The organism is Megasphaera vaginalis (ex Srinivasan et al. 2021) (genome assembly GCF_000478965.1).
Classification (GTDB): domain Bacteria; phylum Bacillota; class Negativicutes; order Veillonellales; family Megasphaeraceae; genus Megasphaera; species Megasphaera vaginalis.
This window is the reverse complement of the sequence record NZ_AWXA01000010.1, coordinates 1-17,803: the sequence shown is the minus strand read 5'-3', so window position 1 is coordinate 17,803 and position 17,803 is coordinate 1. Positions and strand designations below refer to the sequence as shown.

Below are 17,803 nucleotides of genomic sequence, written 5' to 3'. Positions count from 1 at the left end.
CTCGACGTACTTAGGCGTTCCGCGGGAGTGGCTGGGGGACCGATTCTTTGAGGACGCCGAAAAGCTCAAGGCCCGCAACGAGATGGCCTACCGTCACGAGTACCTCGGGGAGGTCACCGGGACCGGCGGGGCTGTTTTCGAGAACGTGGAAGATATGAACATGACGGATGAACTTGTAAGCAGTTTTGATAGATTATATAACGGCTGCGATTTTGGCTTTGCTGTTGACCCATTGGCATTTACGCGGATGCACTACGATGCCAAGAGAGAAACGTTGTATATATTCGATGAAGTATATCAACCTAAGCTAAAGAACAAGCCTGCTGCTGAAATGATAATAAATCGGATTGGCAGAGAATTGGTTATTGGCGATAGCGCTGAACCTAAGACGATAGCAGAAATGCAGGAGTTGGGGGTCAATATGGACGGCGCACGAAAGGGCAGAGACAGCGTTGAACATGGCATTAAGTGGTTGCAAAATCTGGAGCATATATATATCGACAAAAACAGATGCCCTAATACGTATCGAGAATTCGTGACATACGAATACGAACGGAACAAAGAGGGCCAATTTATTAGCGCATACCCCGATAAGAATAACCACGCAATAGACTCTGTTCGGTATGCGTGTGGCAAGATTATCATGGGCAGCCGGTTCGGATGGTGATGAAATGGAATTAACGGCATTTTTTAGTTCAATCATAAAAGACAACGCAGGCATGAGCGATCGTGAGTTTTTACAATCTGAATTCAACGAGTTCATGCAATCAAAGCGGCGCAGGGACATATTAACCGCTCGTGATTATTACAAGGGGCGGCATGATATATTACGAGAGAATCGGCAGGAAATCGGCGAGAACGGACGGTTTCAAGATACGATCAACGCGACAAATTACCATATCGTCAATAATATGTTTGATGATTTAGTCGATCAGAAGGTTAGCTATCTTCTATCCAAACCGATAGAAGTAAAAACGGACAATACCGATATAACTGACATCTTCGGTAAGTCATTCATGCGCAAGATGAAGCAAATAGGTAAAGATGCACTAATCGGCGGATATGGGGCGTTGCTTCCGTATATCGATATTAACGGCGATTTGAAATTCAAGCGCATGAAACCGGAACAGCTTCTTTTATTTTGGGCAGATGAAGAGCATGAGGTACTGGACGCGTTTGCATATTTCTATAACATCGAGCGATACAACAGGGTTCACACGAAAGAAATTGTTACGAAGATCGAATATTATCAGCCGGATAAGGTGTCGTATTTCATATGGGAAATGGGTCAATTAAGAGAGGACACAGAACGGCACGACACGCCGTACATTGTCGACGATCAGAACCAGACCTATAAATGGGATAAAATCCCCCTAGTCGTGTTTAAAGCAAACGACGAAGAACTGCCGCTCATTCTGCGTGTTAAATGCCTGCAAGACGCATTGAATACGATCATGTCAAACTTCATGAACAACATGACAGAGGACGCGCGTAATACAATTCTTGTTATTAAGAACTACGACGGCGAAGATTTAAACGAGTTCAGGAGGAAAATCGTGCAATACGGTGCCGTTAAGATCAGAACAGTTGACGGCGTGGATGGCGGCGTTGATGCATTAACCATTAACGTAAACGCCAATAATTACACAACGATTCTGAAAACACTCAAAGACGCGATTATCGAAAACGGCAGAGGATTCGATGCTAAAGATGACCGCATGAGCAGCAATCCAAATCAGATGAATATCAATTCTATGTATTCTGATATAGATCTAGATGCGTCGGATATGGAAAACGAATTCCAGGCAGCATTTGAACAGCTGATGTTCTTTGTTAATGCCTATTTATCGTTCATCGGTAAAGCGACAGAGGATGACGTAGAATTTGTGTTTAATCGCGATTTACCAATCAACGAAGCCGATACAATTACCAATTGCAGAAACAGTGTCGGAATAATCAGCGAAGAAACTATCATCAGTAACCATCCGTGGACAATTGACACGGCGGAAGAACTCAAACGATTAAAACGAGAACGGCAAGAAACCATGACGGATTATGTAACGGGCGGCGATGTTCATGACGAAAAACCGACAGAAGAAAACAGCTGATTACTGGAATGAGCGTTACGAACGGTTGAAGCTTGAGCAGATGGGGAAGGCAGAGGCGGTCAACAAGGATTTAAAAAGAGTGTACGCTGCTTCCCTTCGTAAGCTGCAAGCAGATATAAACGACTGGTATAACCGTTACGCAACGGAAAACGGATTGTCACTTGCAGACGCAAAAAGGCAATTAACCAAAAGAGAGTTAAAGGCGTTCAGATTGACACTTGACGAATACAAACAACTGGCAAAACAAAAAGACTTGCCAAACGAGTTTAAAAAAATGCTCGAAAATGCTTCTATACGCGTTCGTTTGGATAGGGCAGAGCAATTATATATACAAGTTGTGCAAAGCGTCGCAGAGATGGCCAAACAGCAAGAATTAGACGTATCGAAGCTGCTCAAAACGGTATATGAAGATAGTACCTATAAAACGGCGTATGAAGTGCAGAATATGCAGAGTAAATACAAGGACGTTTCCGTATTAAATCAAGAAGAAATAACGCAGGCAGTTAATAAGCCATGGGCGCAGGATGGGAAAGACTTTTCGACGCGCATATGGAAAAACGGCGCTAGCTTGATAAACACGCTGCAGACTGAAATAACACAGTCTTTAATGGTCAACGAAGGGACTCTGCTATTAGCTGCGAGGGTCGCGCATCGCTATGATGTATCGTTCAATGAAGCTAGGCGGCTAGTTGAAACAGAAACAGCGTATATTCAAGAAAAAGCAAGCTTCGAAGTATACGATAGACTTGGCGTTGAGCAGTACCAAATACTGGCAACGTTGGATAACAAAACGTCATCTATTTGTCGCCACTTAGACGGTAAGATATTTGATGTGAAAGACGCTAAAATCGGCGTTACAACACCGCCATTTCATTGCTATTGCCGAACGACAACGATACCGTACATAGAAGGTATTACGGACGATTGGGAAAGAGCGGCAAGGGACAAGAACGGTAAAACAGAATATGTTTCTAGTGATTTAACCTATCAAGAATGGTATAATAAATATGTAAAAAATAATGATACTAATAGTCTTATAGGAATAAAAACAAGTAACGGTATAAGGATAACATCTATATCTAAACATCAACAAGATAGGGCGGATACTAGAGGACTAAGTGTTTTTGATATTCAAGATGCTTTGGTTAATTCGTTACATATTGATGATATAAGGGTTGATGAAAGGGGTAAATCACAAAGGTTTATTGGTGAGAAAGTAACCGTTAATGTTAATCCGGATAACGGGAATATTATTACTTCTTGGGGAACTGGGAAGCGTGTGGTAAGAAAATACAAAAAGGAGAAAGACAATGAATGATTTTTTAATTGTTGATTTCACAGATGAAGAAATAGAGTTTATGAAACATAAAGGGTTTAATGCTTCGAAAAAACTTGACGGCGATTTAGCTTGTGATATTGTAGACGAATTAGGCAATAATGATATTGGTATCGCTGCTGATATTATTACAAAAATAACAACAAATAAGAATTGGTGACAATAAAGCTTATTTAAGCACTCTTAATTGAGTGCTTTTTTTATTGCCGCTTTGGCATTGTCAGGCGAAAAACGACAAGACTGAAAAGCGTGGTGTAGCACGCGTAAATAAAGCGTATCGAGAGGAGAACGAAAAAATGACAAAGGAAGATCTCAAAGAAATTGGCTTAACGGATGAACAAATCGCGAAAGTAATCGAAGATTATGGCAAGAACTATGTTAGTAAATCGCAATTTAACGAGAAAAACGAAGAAGCCAAGAGATTAAAGGGGGAAATCGAAACAAGTCGGAAGGAGATTGACAATCTCAAGAAAGCCAACAAGGACAACGACGAATTAACCGCACAAATTGAGCAGCTGAAGGAAGATGCTAAACAACGTGACAAAGAATATGACGCGGAAATGAATGCACTCAAAGTGGATAGCGCTATCGAAAGAGCGCTGATGGGGGCGCATGTCAAAAACACGAAGGCGGTAAAAGCATTGTTGGACTTGCAGGACGCTAAGCTTTCCGATGATGGCACGATCAGAGGTTTAACGGAACAGTTAAACGCTATCAAAGAAAGCGACTCTTATTTATTTGAAAGCGAAAGCAAACAAAACGGGATTTCAGGGACAACGCCCGGCACAGGGACGGCTGTCGCCAATCCAACAATTACAAAGGAAGCATTTAATAAAATGACGTATTCCGAACGGTCGGCATTGTTTAACAGCGATCGTGAGGCGTACGATGCATTGAGCAAAGGAGAATAAAACATGGCACAAACGAAAACGGATACGATGGTGATTCCACAGGTAATGGCGGATATGATTAACGCCTCGTTAGACAAGGCAATTAAATTTACGGCATTCGCAACGATTGACAGAACGCTCGAAGGGAAACCCGGTAACACTGTTACTATTCCTGCATGGAAGTATATCGGCGCAGCTACGGACGTTGCCGAAGGCGTTGCAGTTGATACAACGCAGATGACGACATCTACCAAAGAAATGAAAATTAAAAAAGCCGTAAAAGCTGTAGAAATCACGGATGAGGCTATCTTGAGCGGATTGGGAGATCCGATCGGGCAAGCAAATTATCAGATGGCATTGTCGTTAGCAGATAAAGTTGAAGCAGATGTAATTACTGCATTGGGTGGCGCGACACTCGTCTATGATGGCAGCGCAGGAAAGATTTCTTATAACGGCATTGTTTCCGCCGTGGATAAGCTTGTTGAAGAATCCAATACGGAGAAATTCATCTTCATTCACCCGGCACAGATTACTACGTTGCGGCAGGATGAGCAGTTTATCGATAAAACAAAATACGGCAATGATGTCATGATGACTGGCGAAATTGGCATGATTGCCGGCTGCCGTGTTGTCGTATCGCGTCGAGTCCCTGACAACGGTGGCACGAAATACGATAACTTTATCATCTGTACGACTGCAACGGAAACGGATGGAACACCTGTATTGCCGGCTGTATCTATTTACTTAAAACGGAACGCAGTTGTTGAAGTTGACCGTGACATTTTGAAAGGAACACAGGTCATCGTAGCGAACGAACATTACGGCGTTGGTTTATCGAATGAATCGAAAGTAGTCAAAGCAACGTTCTTGAAATAAGAGAGGGGAATAGTCATGGGGATGTTATTGCATCGGCATTATGAAGAAAGCAAGAAGAAAGAAATTGATTTTAATGCTTTTGAACTTACCGAGTTAAAAGTCATTGCAAAAGAAAAAGGGATTTCAATTCCAGCCAAAGCTAAAAAGACAGACGTTATTGCATTGTTAAAAGGTGATAACAATGGAACAAATGGATAAAATCAAAGCGTTAATAAAGATGGCGACTGGCATTGACATTGGCGATTCATACGATGGCTTGATTGAGTACATTTATAACAATGAACGGCAACACATCCTCAATGACTGCAACCTTACCGAAATCCCCGACGGACTGGCTTATGTTGTAGAGGAGCGGACGGCCGCAAGATTTATGCAGGCAAATAAAAGCATTATTTTGAACGATGCCGATTTGAATGTTGTGACATCCATTAGAGAGGGTGATACAACGGTAAATTTTGGCGATGCTAATGCTGAAACGAGGTTGGATAACGTAATAGGGGCGTGGCTGAGAAGCAGGGAGCGTGATATTGCATGTTACCGAAAATTGAGATGGTAAAGAAGGCTCTTTCCAGCCTGCATACATCTACCTGCATTATTCACACATATTCAAACGGGGCGATGGATGAAAACACCGGCATTGTTGATGACGTAGAAACTGCAAGCGATCCAATACCATGCCGGCTATCTTTTAATTCGAGTCCGACAACAGACGGTGAAGGCATAGCACAGGCGGCACAAACGGCGACACTGTTTCTCGATCCGTCGATTGTTGTCATCGCAGGAAGTGACATTGACGTTATTCAAAACGGCAGAACAATGGAATTTACTGCAGCAGGTGTTCCCGAAGTGTATCAAGGACATCAAGAGATTAACCTTGTTGACAGGGTGAAGTATCATGGCTGACGTGAAAGTTGACTTTAGTGGGTTTCATCAGCTGCGTCGTAAAATTAACGAATTTTCACGAACGGAAAGCCGCCAAATGATGACTGAATGTGCGAACGGATTGGCAGCGATATATCTGGGTAGCGCAAAAGTCGCAACGCCAGTAGGCGGCAATAAAGAAATAGAAGTATCGGAAAAGGCGTATAAGGCGAGTAATGCGACTGCGTTCGAGAGATATAAAGAGTTCAAGGCAGCTAAAGCTGGCGGCGGATATTTTAAAAGGGCGATTAATCACCGTAAAACAGGGCAAACATCGCACAAACTAATAGGCTCGTCGGAACACATGCGGCGCTCATGGACGTCCAGTGGAGTGGAACGCAAGGGGAGAAACTACCGCGTTAAGGTGTACAATACCGCTTCGTACGCCTCGTTCGTAGATGTAGGGCATCGGCAAACGCCAGGGCGATTTGTTCCTATTTTAGGCAAACGGCTTGTGAATAACTGGGTTGAAGGCTTGGATATAACCGGAAAGGCTGAAAAAGCCACTAAAAAGGCGCAGAGGCACATTATTAACTCGGTCATATCCAAACACATGGAAAGGTTGAAATAATGGCATATACGGGAGAAATAATCAACGGAATAGCGACTGCGGTTCATAAGGCTACGGGATATCCCGTGTATATCAACTTTAAGAAGCAAAAAGCGACGTTTCCTTGTTTTTATATCAATCACGATGATAGCGAACAAGAACAAAAACTGGATAACAGATATTATCGAGAAGGAACGTATACCGTTTCTTTTTTTATGTCTGAATTGGGGGAAACACAGGATGTCAGGAAGCTTTATGAAATCGCAGAAATACTTTACTGGGCGTTGGAATATATTTCAGTCGAAGGCGGTAAACTGCGCGGAACAGAGATGAGCGATAAGATATCGGATGATGTTCTTAAATTTAAAGTTCATTACGATTTCTTTATTAAGAAAGTACAAAATCGCACACCAATGGAACACTTGGATGTATCGGAAGGAGTATCAAATGGAAACGACAAAGAAACAAACAATGAAAGTGAATCAACAGACGGAACAAAAGCGACAGCAAGAAGCGTTTGATGGAGTGTCGATTGTAAAGTCGAAACGATATCTTCAATACGCAAGCCTTCTTGATTCCGTACTAGAGCCGGACAAGCTGTATTCACATGACGATGTTCAGAAAATTTTAGAAGAAGTTTTAACGCAACCGGTTGAAACGGTTGTAAATGACTAAAAGGGGGTCACAATAAATGGCATTAGGCGGCGGATACTGGGTAAAAATGAACAAAAAAATGCCCGGTTCTTATATTAACTTCGTGAGTAAACAAAAAGCACAGCTTGATAGCGTTGACCGTGGATATTGTACTATGGCGCTTGATCTTGACTGGGGCGAAACTGGTAAAATCGTTCGAGTCGAACAGGACGAATTTCAAAAACGTTGTCAGCCTATTTTTGGCTATGATTACGGTCACGACAAGATGAAAGGGTTACGCGATCTTTTCTTGCATGCCAAAACGCTGTATTTGTATCGATTGAACAGCGGCGCAACACAGGCATCTTGTACACTGGGTAAGGCTAAATACGGGGGCGTTCGTGGCAATGATTTGTCGATTAGCGTTCAAACGGATGTCGATGAAGAGGCCAAGTTTACGGTAATCACCTATCTCAAGACAGATGGGGCAAATTACATGGTCGATAAGCAAACAGGTCTTGCTACACCTGCCGATTTAACGGATAACGATTTTATTGCATTTACTAAAACGGGGGCGTTTAGTGTATCGGCATCCGTCCCGCTGACAGAGGGAACAAACGGAACTGCGGTAGCGGTTGCGGATTATCAGAAGTACGTTGAATTAATCGAACCGTATTATTTCAACTGCTTAGGATATGCGGGAACGGATACAAAGGTTCAAGAACTGCTGCAATCATTCGCCAAACGCTGCCGAGAAGATACGGGAGCGAAATTCCAAGTCGTTATTTACGGTAAAGAAAAATGCAACTATGAAGGCGTTATCAGCGTTAAAAACAAAGTCGAAGATAGCGGCGCTGAACCTGGCAGCTTAGTATACTGGACTACCGGTGCAGAAGCAGCATGCGAAATTAATGCTTCCTGCACGAATATGATCTACGACGGTGAATACACCGTGGACACAAACTTCAAACAGTACGAACTGATTCAAGCTGTAGAAGGCGGCATGTTTGTGTTCCATAACGTATCGGATAGTGCTAGCGGCGATGTAACGGGTGACGTTCGCGTTTTGTATGACATCAACACGTTTACGGAATTCACTAAAGAAAAATCGCGTGATTTTTCGCAAAACCAAGTTATCCGCGTACTGGATAACCTTGCTTATGACATTGCGCGGCTGTTCAATAAAACTTATTTAGGCAAGGAAGGCAATGACGCTATTGGACACACGGCTTTGTGGAATGACGTTGTTAAGTTGCTCGAAGAATATCAACGTATTAGAGCAATTAAAGACTTCAAGGACAAAGATGTTCAAATGCCGTACGAAGGCGTCAATAAAGAAGATGTCGTATTGGATTTGGAAGTTAACCCGGTAATGGCAATGACGAAGCTATATGCGACCGTAACCGTAGCGTAAAGGGGGATAAATAATGGCAGAAAATTTGATTAGCATTGCCGAAACGATGCTTGCTAAAGACGTTGTAAGCGCCAAACTTGCTATGGCATACGTGGAAGCGGACGGCAAACGCTATAAATTGTTTCAAGCGAAATCGTTAGAAGGCAAGATTGATAAAGAAAAGAAAGAAGTCGCTATTTTAGGCAGAACGATGAAAGGGAATAAATCCGTTTCGGCAAAAGGAAGTGGAAAACTCAAGATTTACAAGAACACGCCGTTATTTGACGAAATGATTATCAAGTTAATTAGCGACGGAGTGGATACGTACTTTGATTTACAAGTTATCAACCAAGACCCGACATCTGATGCAGGCCGCCGAACGGTTGTCTTGACTGGATGCAATATTGATAGTGCTACGGTTGCCAATTTCGATGCAGATGGCGATTGGCTGGAAGATGAAATATCCTTCACGTTCGAAGGGATTAAGATTCCTGAAAACTTTAAAATGTTAAATGGAATGACAGTATAGGAGAGATAACATGGAAGAAAAATTAACCTTGTCAGCGTTTCTGAAAGAAAACTCTATCGAAAAGTTACCTGTTGAATATGTGGCTAGCAAGCGTTTTGTCATAAACGGAGATCCGGTTGCATGGAAATTGCGTTGCCTGTCTAATGATGAGTTGGACGAATTAACGAAAAAATGCACTAAAAATATTCCGATCAAGGGCACACGCGATTTCAAGAAGGAGTTGGACCGTTCAGAATTCGCCAATCAAATGGCAATTAAATCGGTCGTATTCCCTGATTTGAATGACGCTGACTTGCAGAATTCATATGGCGTTGTCGGGGCAGAAGATCTTTTGCGTGCGATGTTAACACCGGGCGAATTTGCGGATTTAATTCTTGCTGTAAATGAAGCTTCGGATTACAACTCCGGAATGAACGATAAAATTAAAACGGCAAAAAACTGATTGAAGGCAAGGAAGCAGAGTCCATGTTAGCGTACTATGCACTTATTAAATTAAAAATGCTGCCTAGTACGCTTTTTTCCTTGCCTGAAAATGAAAAGGCATTTGTAATTGCGGCCATGAAAATACACTCTGGAAAAGAGGCGGCCGCGATTAATAAGATAAAGAAGGGGTAAAATGGCGACAATAGAAAACTTTATATCCCTGCACGATGGTTTTTCCCCGGTAATGGATAAAATCAGCCAAGCAACTAACGCAGCCGCCAACAAAATGGAAGCAGTTGGCAGTGCGGCAGAGCGCGCGAGTAGTTCAATGGCTGGCGCCGCCACAAGTGGGAACTTGTTAAGTCAGGTGTTCGCTGGCGCGTTTGGCGCTAACATTGCCACGAGAGCGTTGGACAAAGTGAGCGAAGCTATATCCGGTTTATTTTCAACGGCAGACGCTTACGCAAGAATTCAAGCAAGACTGTCGTTAGTGGCAGATAGTCAAGAAAACGCCGCTTATCTGAATGAACGAATCTATCAAAGCGCCATACGCGCACGTGGCGGATATACTGACATGGCGCAAGCAGCAGCGCAGTTGGCTATGAGCGCAAAGGACGCATTCCCTGATCCTAGAGAAGCGGTTGACTTTATGGAAGGCATTAACAAGCTATACGCTATCGGTGGTACGACTGGCGAGAACAAGAAGTTTGCTACATTGCAGTTAACGCAGGGGCTGGCAAGCGGACAATTGCAAGGCGATGAATTCCGGTCGATTGCCGAAAACGCGCCGTTGATTGAAACAATGGTAGCCAAGACGATGGGCGTTACGCGCGGCGAACTTAAGCAGCTATCATCTGATGGACAAGTCACTGCGGAAGTTATTAAGCGCGCAATCTTTGAGAATATGGATGAAATTAACGCCCAATTTGCACAAATGCCTAAAACGTGGGGCGATAGTCTGACGTTGATTGAAAACGTGGCAACATACAAAGCACGCGGCGTATTTCAAGCCATGTCAACGATGGCCAATAGTGCGGCTATGGATAAGCTTGTTAACGTGGCTATCGGCGCAATTGATTATATTGCCAGTGGTATGTTTTTCTTGATTAACAATGCAATGTGGCTTGCTAGTGTGATTATTGATACTGTAAGTGTAGCGTTGGATTTCTTATCCAATAATTCATGGCTGGTATACGGCGCGCTGACGGCACTAGGAGCGTATCTGTTGTATGAAACTGGCCTATGGATAGTGCATAACGTTCAGCTTGGCTTAGCGGCCGCAGCTATGATGGCGAAAAGCATTGCGGATGCCGCGGAAACGGCAGCGCTGATAACGCTGACGATAGCGCAAGATGGGTTAAATGCAGCCCTTATGGCTTGCCCGATAACGTGGGTTATTGCAATGGTTGTGGCGTTAATTGTTGTCTTTTATATGGCAGTGGCTGCTGTCAATTACTTTGCAGGGACTAGCGTTAGCGCGACCGGATTAATCTTTGGATCATTCAGTTTCCTGTACGCGGGAATCAGAAATATCATTGCAACACTTTGGAATTTGTTCGCCGCTGTTGCTAATTTTATAGGGTCTGTGTTTAATGACCCGTTAGCAGCTGTTAACAATCTATTCGCGGATGTGTGGAACGCTGTTACGGGGTATGTGGCTAATGCTATCAATGCGATTCTTGATATGATTGGGAAAATTCCCGGTATTGGTAAGACTGGGATTTCATTAACTCATGTACAACCACCACAGGTTCAGAAAATGGCAATTAGTGGCGGCGCTGCTTTTAACGTACCTACAATGGATCTCGTCGACCCAGTAGCGTATGCAAGTAGCGAATATGAACGCGGCGAATCAGTACAAAACTCAGTAATAGAAACCATAAAAGACCCAAGTTCCATTCTTGAAAAAATCACTCCTAAAATTCCTGGGGCATACGATGAATCGAAAAACACGACCAGTAATCCAGCTGCGGATGCGCATGACCCGGCTGGAAAGAAAAGTCGCAAAGGCAGAGGCGATGACATCGCAAAACATACAGGACGTACTGCGAAAAACACGGAAAAAATGGCGCAGGCCATTGAGCTGACGGACGATGAAATTAAGGCGCTGCGTGATAGCGCAATGAGCGAAACGTTACAGCAATGGCAGAGTCAGCACGTTGAAATCAAAGTAGACAACACAATTCACGCGAATAACGATGTGGATCTTGATGGCTTTACGAGTGACTTTGCAAAAGGGCTGCGTGACGCCATTAAAGTGCAAGGCGAAGGAGTGTTGACATAATGGCGTATTACATGTACATGGGCGATATGCAGATTCCCATTCCGCCTGAGACGTTAGAAACGACGATTAACAATAAGAACGAAACAATCAATCTTCTTGGTGTGGGAGAAGTAAACGTATTAAAATTGGCAGGATTAACGGATATAACGTTCAAAATGCTTCTCCCTAACAGTTCGTACCCCTTTAACGAATCAATGCTTATGAAGTCAAAAATGGCGAGCTATTATGTTGACAAGTTAGAGCAGTTAAAGAATGGCAACGCATTAGATTCGTTGCTAGGAAATGGAAAACCAAAGTTTCAGTTTATCGTAGTTCGCATGAAACCTAATGGATCGATGTTGCAAATGACGAATATGAAAGTAACGCTCGAAGATTATAAAGTCATCGAAGAAGCAGAGAATGGATTCGACGCTTATGCGGATATCAAACTAAAACAGTGGCGCGATTATGGTACAAAGAAAATAACGCTTCAAACGGATAAAGATGGAAACGTAACCGGCACGGCTGAAAAAGCAAGAGATACAGGCGGCAAAGTAGCTGCCGCGACGGCTAGGGCTGCAAAAGGGACGACGTTGCAACGAATGATAAAACAGCAGTTTGGGAACACAAACAACCTCTTTAAGATAGCCGCATTAAATAAAATAGCTGTACCTGCCACTCTTGCCATCGGACAAGTTGTTAAAATGAGAGAGCGTGGTGATCTTGGTGGACTCTTCTAGCTACCAACTCGATACGGCAAGTGCCGCACCGTTTAATATCACGTATCAACTAACGATACGAAATAAAAACAACGAGTATATAGTTGATCCCTTAGATGAAGTAACCTTGACAAGGGGGATTGATTGCACCCCTGCCAAATTGCAATTTAAGGTAATGAAAGATGATATATTGGACTTTACGGAGGGCAATCACTGCACATTTTCTGTAAACGGCACACCAGTCTTTGCCGGATATGTGTTCACTAAAGCTAGGGATAAAGATGAAAAAATAAGCGTTACAGCATACGATCAGTTGCGGTATTTCAAAAACAAGGACTGCTATGTTTATTATGATAAGACAGCGACAGAAGTATTGAAAATGATTGTGGACGATTTCAAATTAACCGTTGGCGAATTAGCTGATACGCAATATAAAATCACGAAGCGCATTGAGAAGGACAAGTCGCTAACAGATATCATGAATGTAGCGCTATATCTGACCACAAACGGAACGCCAAAACATACCATCTACCAACTATATGATGACGGTGGCAAATTAACGCTAAAGTCGGAAGAGGATATGAAGCTTGACTTATTGATAGATGCCGACGTGATGGAGAATTTCACCTGTAACAGTTCGATAGATAAGGACACGTTTGATTACATCAAGGTAGTTCGTAATGTCCCTGATGGAAAAACGAAGAAGTTAATGCGAACCGGGGTAATTGTCGATGAAGATCACGTCAAAGAGTGGGGCAGACTGCAACAATTGTATATGCCGGATGATAAAGTGACGAATGCCATGGATTTAGCCATAAACATGATAAAGCTGAAAAACCGTAAAACGCGTGAATTGAGGCTTAAATCTGTTCTAGGGGACATTCGTGTTCGTGGGGGCTCTGTGGTATATGTGAAATATAACTTTGGAGACTTAGCATTGGACGGATATGTCTTTGTAGAAAGCGTGACACATAACTTTTTAAATGGGCTACACCTTATGGATTTAGATTTGCATTACGAAGAACCGACTGGCAAATATACGATAAAATACAACACCGATGCGGAAGCCGTTGCTAAGATTCAACAAGCCAATAAGCAGCGGACGTATACAACGATGGGAGGCAGCGTTATGAATGGGTCAACGTACTCGCCGACAGAACAAGGCGCTTACAGCAAGATGAAGTCGTTGGGAGCGACAGATGCACAAGCGGCTGGTATCATGGGGAACATTCGACATGAAGATAATTCATACTCACCGACAGATAGTAACGGCGACCATTATGGACTGTTTCAGCTATCAGATGACCGCTGGGGTAAATATCAAGACTGGTGTACTGCTAACGGTAATGATCCATGGAACAACGACAATCAAATTCAATACGTTTTAACTGTAGAAAATGGGAATATCTTGACTGGTGAAAGTTCTCTCGGGCAAGTTCCAGACGATCCAGCGGCATCGGCGAAATGGTTTAACGATAACATCGAAGTGTCGGAAACCTCGGCGGCAATGGGCGGCGACAGTTCGGAACGAATCGCATCGGCTAATGACGTATTCAGTAATATTCAAAGTGGGTCTATTGGTGTTGAACAGTTAAATACGATGGACGCTATCACGGGTAATGGCGGCATCGCTAGCCAAGTTGACACTGGTATTTATTACATGACAGGGTATCAGTCAGTCTATGGCAGTAACGGATGCGCTGATGTTGCGCTGAAAACTTTGGCGTACGCTAATCCGGATTGCGCCCAGTTGGCTAATGAAGGAGTAGCATCGGTGCCGACTGCAAGGGCGCGGCTTGAATCTATGGGGTATTCTTGTGAACCGTTTAACGGATACGCCAACAAAGGAGACATTCTTATTTACGGCGATGACTATCACATGACCGTATCTAACGGTGTAGGTGGTTGTTTTGGGAATTCGTCCAGCCGTGGCGAAGCCATGAATTACGGTGATGCAAACTACGCATGGCACGATGGGGAATCGCCTACTAAGATAATCAGAATGGAGATTCAATAATGGATAATGATTTCACTAGGATTGTCAAAACGTTAAAATCGCTCATAGCAGAAACAACGGCTGCGATGGTAATGAGTGACATTGAAATAGGGGAAGTTATTCAAGTTAATCCGTTAGTCGTTCAGCTTGACCCAAAAACTCAAATTGACGAGCGGTCGATTTTGCTAACCAAGAATACGTCTATGTGGTCTGTCGATATGGACGTTGACCATCACACTGAAAACGCCGCAGGCGGTAGCGGAGATGCACAGTATGAGTCACACCTTCATGGATACAAGGGGCGGAAAACGTACCGTGTACACAACGAATTGGTTGTGGGCGACAAGGTTATTCTACTGCGTGAAAGCGGCGGGCAACGCTATGTCGCGATAGACAGATTTTACAATCCCGATAGGGGGTGCAGTGATTGAGCGAAAAGCTAACACCGACTGGCGTCTACAATAACGTTACCGTTGATGAAACAATATGGATTCAGCCGTCTAAGACTTATAAATTAGATTACGAAACAGATGGGCAGGTGCGTGGATATTGCGAAGATTTACGGGCGGTAGAGCAAGCGATTTACAAGATTTTGAATACCGAGCGATACAAGTTCCTGATTTACTCATGGAATTACGGGATAGAGTTAGCAGACCTATTCGGTAAGCCAATCCCATATGTATACGCGGAGATACAGCGAAGGATCATCGAAGCGCTGCTGGCAGACGATAGAATTATCGAAGTTTCTGGATTTGAATTCAGCAACAGCGGCGGCGATGTTTTTGTTACTTTTGACGCTGTAACGAGATACGGCGTATTGAGGGGATTGAGAAAAGAGGTGAGCGGAATTGTATGAGAATATGACTTATGAATTTATAGAGAAGCGCGTTTTGGCTAGGGTTAAATCAGAATTCGATAAGCGCGAAGGCAGTATTATTTTCGATGCAACGGCACCGGTATCCTTTGAACTTGCGGAAGCCTATATCATGGCAAGGGTCATTTTAAAGCAGACATTTGCGACAACGGCGGACAGAGAGTTTTTAGCATTAAGGGCTATGGAATTTAACATTTATCCCGAACAAGCAACATACGCAGAGGTTGAAGGACAATTCAGCAAGGCTATTGATATAGGATCAAGATTCAATTATGAGAAATATAATTTTGTGGTGACAGAGATTATCGACAACGATAAACATACTTACAAATTGAAGTGTGAAACGCCGGGGGGTGTCGGCAATACCTGTATTGGAGACATAACTCCAATCAGCCAAATTAGCGGACTTGAAACAGCTAAAATTACAAAACTTATAACGCCGGGAGAAGATGAAGAGAATACAGAAACATTCAGAAAACGGTACATTCAAGCTTTAAAATCAAAGGCGTATGGCGGCAACAATGCGGATTATATGGAAAAGGTATTAGCAATACCAGGTGTTGGCGGCTGCAAAAACTATCGTGCGTGGGCTGGCGGTGGAACCGTGAAAGTGGTTATTGTCAATACGGAATTCAACCAACCTACACAAGATATGATTCAAGAAGTACAAACCGCGCTTGACCCAGTCGTAAACCAAGGAGAAGGATATGGACTGGCACCAATCGGGCATAAAGTAACAGTAATAGGAGCATCGACAGTACCAATTAATATAACCGCAACAGTGCAATTGGATAGTGGTTATACAATTGACAATGTGCAAAATAGCATAAATACCGCAATAGATAGTTATTTATTAAAACAACGGAAAGCATGGACAACACAAATCAGTAATCAATTTATAACGTTACGATCCGCCTTTATAATATCGGCCATTTTAGATGTTCCACATATAGCGGATGTTGCTGGCGTTACTATAAATGGACAATCGACCAAAATAGATTTAACAAGCGAACAAATCCCAACACTGGGAAAGGTTACTATTACAGGAGAATAAAATGGACGTACAAAGAACGATTGATTTAACTGAATTTTTGCCATCGGTATCAAAAGACAGTAGGGATATGCAAGAAATAATGCGAGTTGAATCTATAGAAGTGCAAGCTTTATGGGATGTAATGGTACAAGTTTTTTACGATCAGTTTATTACTATTGCCGGCGAATTCGGTCTATCTCAATGGGAAAATATTTTAGATATATTCCCTGACGGTGACGCCAGTTTCGATGATAGGAGATTGGCTATTTTAACGGCTTTGGCAGGGACTAGGCCGTACACTTATAGAAAATTAGAGGAAATTCTGATTGGATTGTGTGGTAAAGACGGATATCAAGTCGATTTAAATATAGAAAAATACTATGTCAATGTTTTTATTTCTTTGGGGTCAAAAAAACAAAGATCATCTGTTGTAAAAATGCTTGAGGAAATAACACCGTTAAACCTGAAGTTAACGGTATCTTTGTTATATAACCGACATGTCGATTTAAAGCCATTCATTCATGAAACCATGAAGCAGTGGACTCATCATAGTCTAAGAGAGGATGTGCTCAATTAATGCCAAATTGGACGAAGAATTTTAATTTAGAAAAACCATTACAAACTGAAAGTTATGACGTAGACAAAAGAAACGCGAATTGGGATAAAATTGATAATGCATTAAGTGATGCTGTCAAGACAGTAACCGGCACAAATGACACACTTACCGTCACGACAGGCGCAGATGTCAAGAGTACCGTCAAGGTGGATAACGTAGCGCATGCCGGCACTGCCGATTCGTTAGCGTACACAATGATCCCTAATGGGGCCGACTTAAACGACTACTACAAAGTCGGTGAGTATGTTTTTGTCGGTGACGCTAACTTAGGCACTTTATCAAACACGCCCGCGGACCTCAAGGAGTCTTTTAAACTATCAGTCACTAAAGACGTGTACTTTCAGCAACGGCTGGTCACTTATAATACACACCGCGTATTTTGCCGCAGAGAAAACATGGGCTGGATTGAGCAGCCGGCGGGGACAGCACAAACGGCTGCAAACAATGTCTTAAAAACTGGCGATACGATGAGCGGCGATCTTACAATCGCATCAAGTGACTACGGTGGCGTAAATATTAAAAATTCATCCGGTACTAAATTTAAAATCAGATGCTTGCCGAAAAATAACAGTTCAATCGGCAATGTTGCGTTTTTTGATTCAACCGGTAATCAGCTATACAGTCAATTCTTCCAGCAAAAAAA

22 protein-coding genes are annotated in these 17,803 nt (G+C 42.9%); all 22 read left to right on the top strand.

All coding sequences use genetic code 11. From position 1 onward, the window contains the following. Positions 1-667: PBSX family phage terminase large subunit (locus HMPREF1250_RS03165; protein ID WP_023053163.1), on the top strand; the 667-nt coding region annotated here is incomplete at its 5' end. A gap of 4 nt (positions 668-671) precedes the next feature. Next, positions 672-2,108, top strand: coding sequence for a phage portal protein (locus HMPREF1250_RS03160; protein WP_023053161.1), 1,437 nt, complete (start codon positions 672-674; stop codon positions 2,106-2,108). Further along, complete coding sequence (locus tag HMPREF1250_RS03155; RefSeq protein ID WP_231391273.1) at positions 2,077-3,426, top strand: minor capsid protein; 1,350 nt, start codon at positions 2,077-2,079, stop codon at positions 3,424-3,426. Before HMPREF1250_RS03160 ends, HMPREF1250_RS03155 begins: the two co-directional genes overlap by 32 nt. After that, a complete protein-coding gene (locus tag HMPREF1250_RS03150) occupies positions 3,419-3,604 on the top strand; it encodes a hypothetical protein (RefSeq protein ID WP_023053155.1) in 186 nt (61 codons plus the stop codon). Before HMPREF1250_RS03155 ends, HMPREF1250_RS03150 begins: the two co-directional genes overlap by 8 nt. 136 nt (positions 3,605-3,740) lie before the next feature. Beyond that, a complete protein-coding gene (locus tag HMPREF1250_RS03145) occupies positions 3,741-4,355 on the top strand; it encodes a phage scaffolding protein (protein ID WP_023053168.1) in 615 nt (204 codons plus the stop codon). Positions 4,356-4,358: 3 nt separating this feature from the next. After that, entirely contained in the window at positions 4,359-5,210 is an 852-nt protein-coding gene (locus HMPREF1250_RS03140) for a N4-gp56 family major capsid protein (RefSeq protein ID WP_023053159.1), read from the top strand. Positions 5,211-5,225: 15 nt separating this feature from the next. Further along, positions 5,226-5,408 carry a hypothetical protein gene (locus HMPREF1250_RS03135; protein WP_023053156.1) on the top strand — a complete coding sequence of 61 codons (183 nt, stop codon included), beginning with the start codon at positions 5,226-5,228 and terminating at the stop codon, positions 5,406-5,408. Continuing rightward, positions 5,392-5,766 carry a hypothetical protein gene (locus tag HMPREF1250_RS03130; RefSeq protein WP_023053153.1) on the top strand — a complete coding sequence of 125 codons (375 nt, stop codon included), beginning with the start codon at positions 5,392-5,394 and terminating at the stop codon, positions 5,764-5,766. The genes HMPREF1250_RS03135 and HMPREF1250_RS03130 overlap by 17 nt, the downstream gene beginning before the upstream one ends. Continuing rightward, positions 5,742-6,113, top strand: a complete 372-nt coding sequence (locus tag HMPREF1250_RS03125; protein ID WP_023053166.1) for a hypothetical protein — start codon at positions 5,742-5,744, stop codon at positions 6,111-6,113. Before HMPREF1250_RS03130 ends, HMPREF1250_RS03125 begins: the two co-directional genes overlap by 25 nt. Next, positions 6,106-6,702 carry an HK97 gp10 family phage protein gene (locus HMPREF1250_RS03120; protein WP_023053173.1) on the top strand — a complete coding sequence of 199 codons (597 nt, stop codon included), beginning with the start codon at positions 6,106-6,108 and terminating at the stop codon, positions 6,700-6,702. Before HMPREF1250_RS03125 ends, HMPREF1250_RS03120 begins: the two co-directional genes overlap by 8 nt. Then, positions 6,702-7,202, top strand: a complete 501-nt coding sequence (locus HMPREF1250_RS10880; protein ID WP_023053164.1) for a phage tail terminator family protein — start codon at positions 6,702-6,704, stop codon at positions 7,200-7,202. Before HMPREF1250_RS03120 ends, HMPREF1250_RS10880 begins: the two co-directional genes overlap by 1 nt. Before the next feature lie 170 nt (positions 7,203-7,372). Continuing rightward, positions 7,373-8,728, top strand: a complete 1,356-nt coding sequence (locus tag HMPREF1250_RS03110) for a phage tail sheath subtilisin-like domain-containing protein (RefSeq protein WP_023053158.1) — start codon at positions 7,373-7,375, stop codon at positions 8,726-8,728. Between the two features lie 13 nt (positions 8,729-8,741). Next, positions 8,742-9,236, top strand: a complete 495-nt coding sequence (locus tag HMPREF1250_RS03105; RefSeq protein WP_023053172.1) for a phage tail tube protein — start codon at positions 8,742-8,744, stop codon at positions 9,234-9,236. 10 nt (positions 9,237-9,246) lie between these two features. Beyond that, positions 9,247-9,678: a phage tail assembly chaperone gene (locus HMPREF1250_RS03100; protein WP_023053170.1), complete on the top strand. Its 432-nt coding sequence runs from the start codon at positions 9,247-9,249 to the stop codon at positions 9,676-9,678. Between the two features lie 174 nt (positions 9,679-9,852). Then, a complete protein-coding gene (locus HMPREF1250_RS03095) occupies positions 9,853-11,943 on the top strand; it encodes a tape measure protein (protein WP_023053175.1) in 2,091 nt (696 codons plus the stop codon). Beyond that, complete coding sequence (locus tag HMPREF1250_RS03090; protein ID WP_023053167.1) at positions 11,943-12,662, top strand: hypothetical protein; 720 nt, start codon at positions 11,943-11,945, stop codon at positions 12,660-12,662. Before HMPREF1250_RS03095 ends, HMPREF1250_RS03090 begins: the two co-directional genes overlap by 1 nt. Beyond that, on the top strand, positions 12,637-14,658 hold the full coding sequence (locus HMPREF1250_RS10875; RefSeq protein ID WP_023053154.1) for a phage tail tip lysozyme: 2,022 nt from the start codon (positions 12,637-12,639) through the stop codon (positions 14,656-14,658). Before HMPREF1250_RS03090 ends, HMPREF1250_RS10875 begins: the two co-directional genes overlap by 26 nt. Further along, positions 14,658-15,068, top strand: a complete 411-nt coding sequence (locus tag HMPREF1250_RS03080; RefSeq protein ID WP_036242490.1) for a DUF2577 domain-containing protein — start codon at positions 14,658-14,660, stop codon at positions 15,066-15,068. The genes HMPREF1250_RS10875 and HMPREF1250_RS03080 overlap by 1 nt, the downstream gene beginning before the upstream one ends. Next, on the top strand, positions 15,065-15,493 hold the full coding sequence (locus tag HMPREF1250_RS03075) for a DUF2634 domain-containing protein (protein WP_023053165.1): 429 nt from the start codon (positions 15,065-15,067) through the stop codon (positions 15,491-15,493). Before HMPREF1250_RS03080 ends, HMPREF1250_RS03075 begins: the two co-directional genes overlap by 4 nt. Beyond that, positions 15,486-16,565: a baseplate J/gp47 family protein gene (locus tag HMPREF1250_RS03070; protein ID WP_023053157.1), complete on the top strand. Its 1,080-nt coding sequence runs from the start codon at positions 15,486-15,488 to the stop codon at positions 16,563-16,565. Before HMPREF1250_RS03075 ends, HMPREF1250_RS03070 begins: the two co-directional genes overlap by 8 nt. A 1-nt stretch (position 16,566) precedes the next feature. Further along, positions 16,567-17,121 carry a putative phage tail protein gene (locus tag HMPREF1250_RS03065; protein WP_023053169.1) on the top strand — a complete coding sequence of 185 codons (555 nt, stop codon included), beginning with the start codon at positions 16,567-16,569 and terminating at the stop codon, positions 17,119-17,121. Further along, positions 17,121-17,803: pyocin knob domain-containing protein (locus tag HMPREF1250_RS03060; RefSeq protein ID WP_023053162.1), on the top strand; the 683-nt coding region annotated here is incomplete at its 3' end. The genes HMPREF1250_RS03065 and HMPREF1250_RS03060, both read left to right, overlap by 1 nt.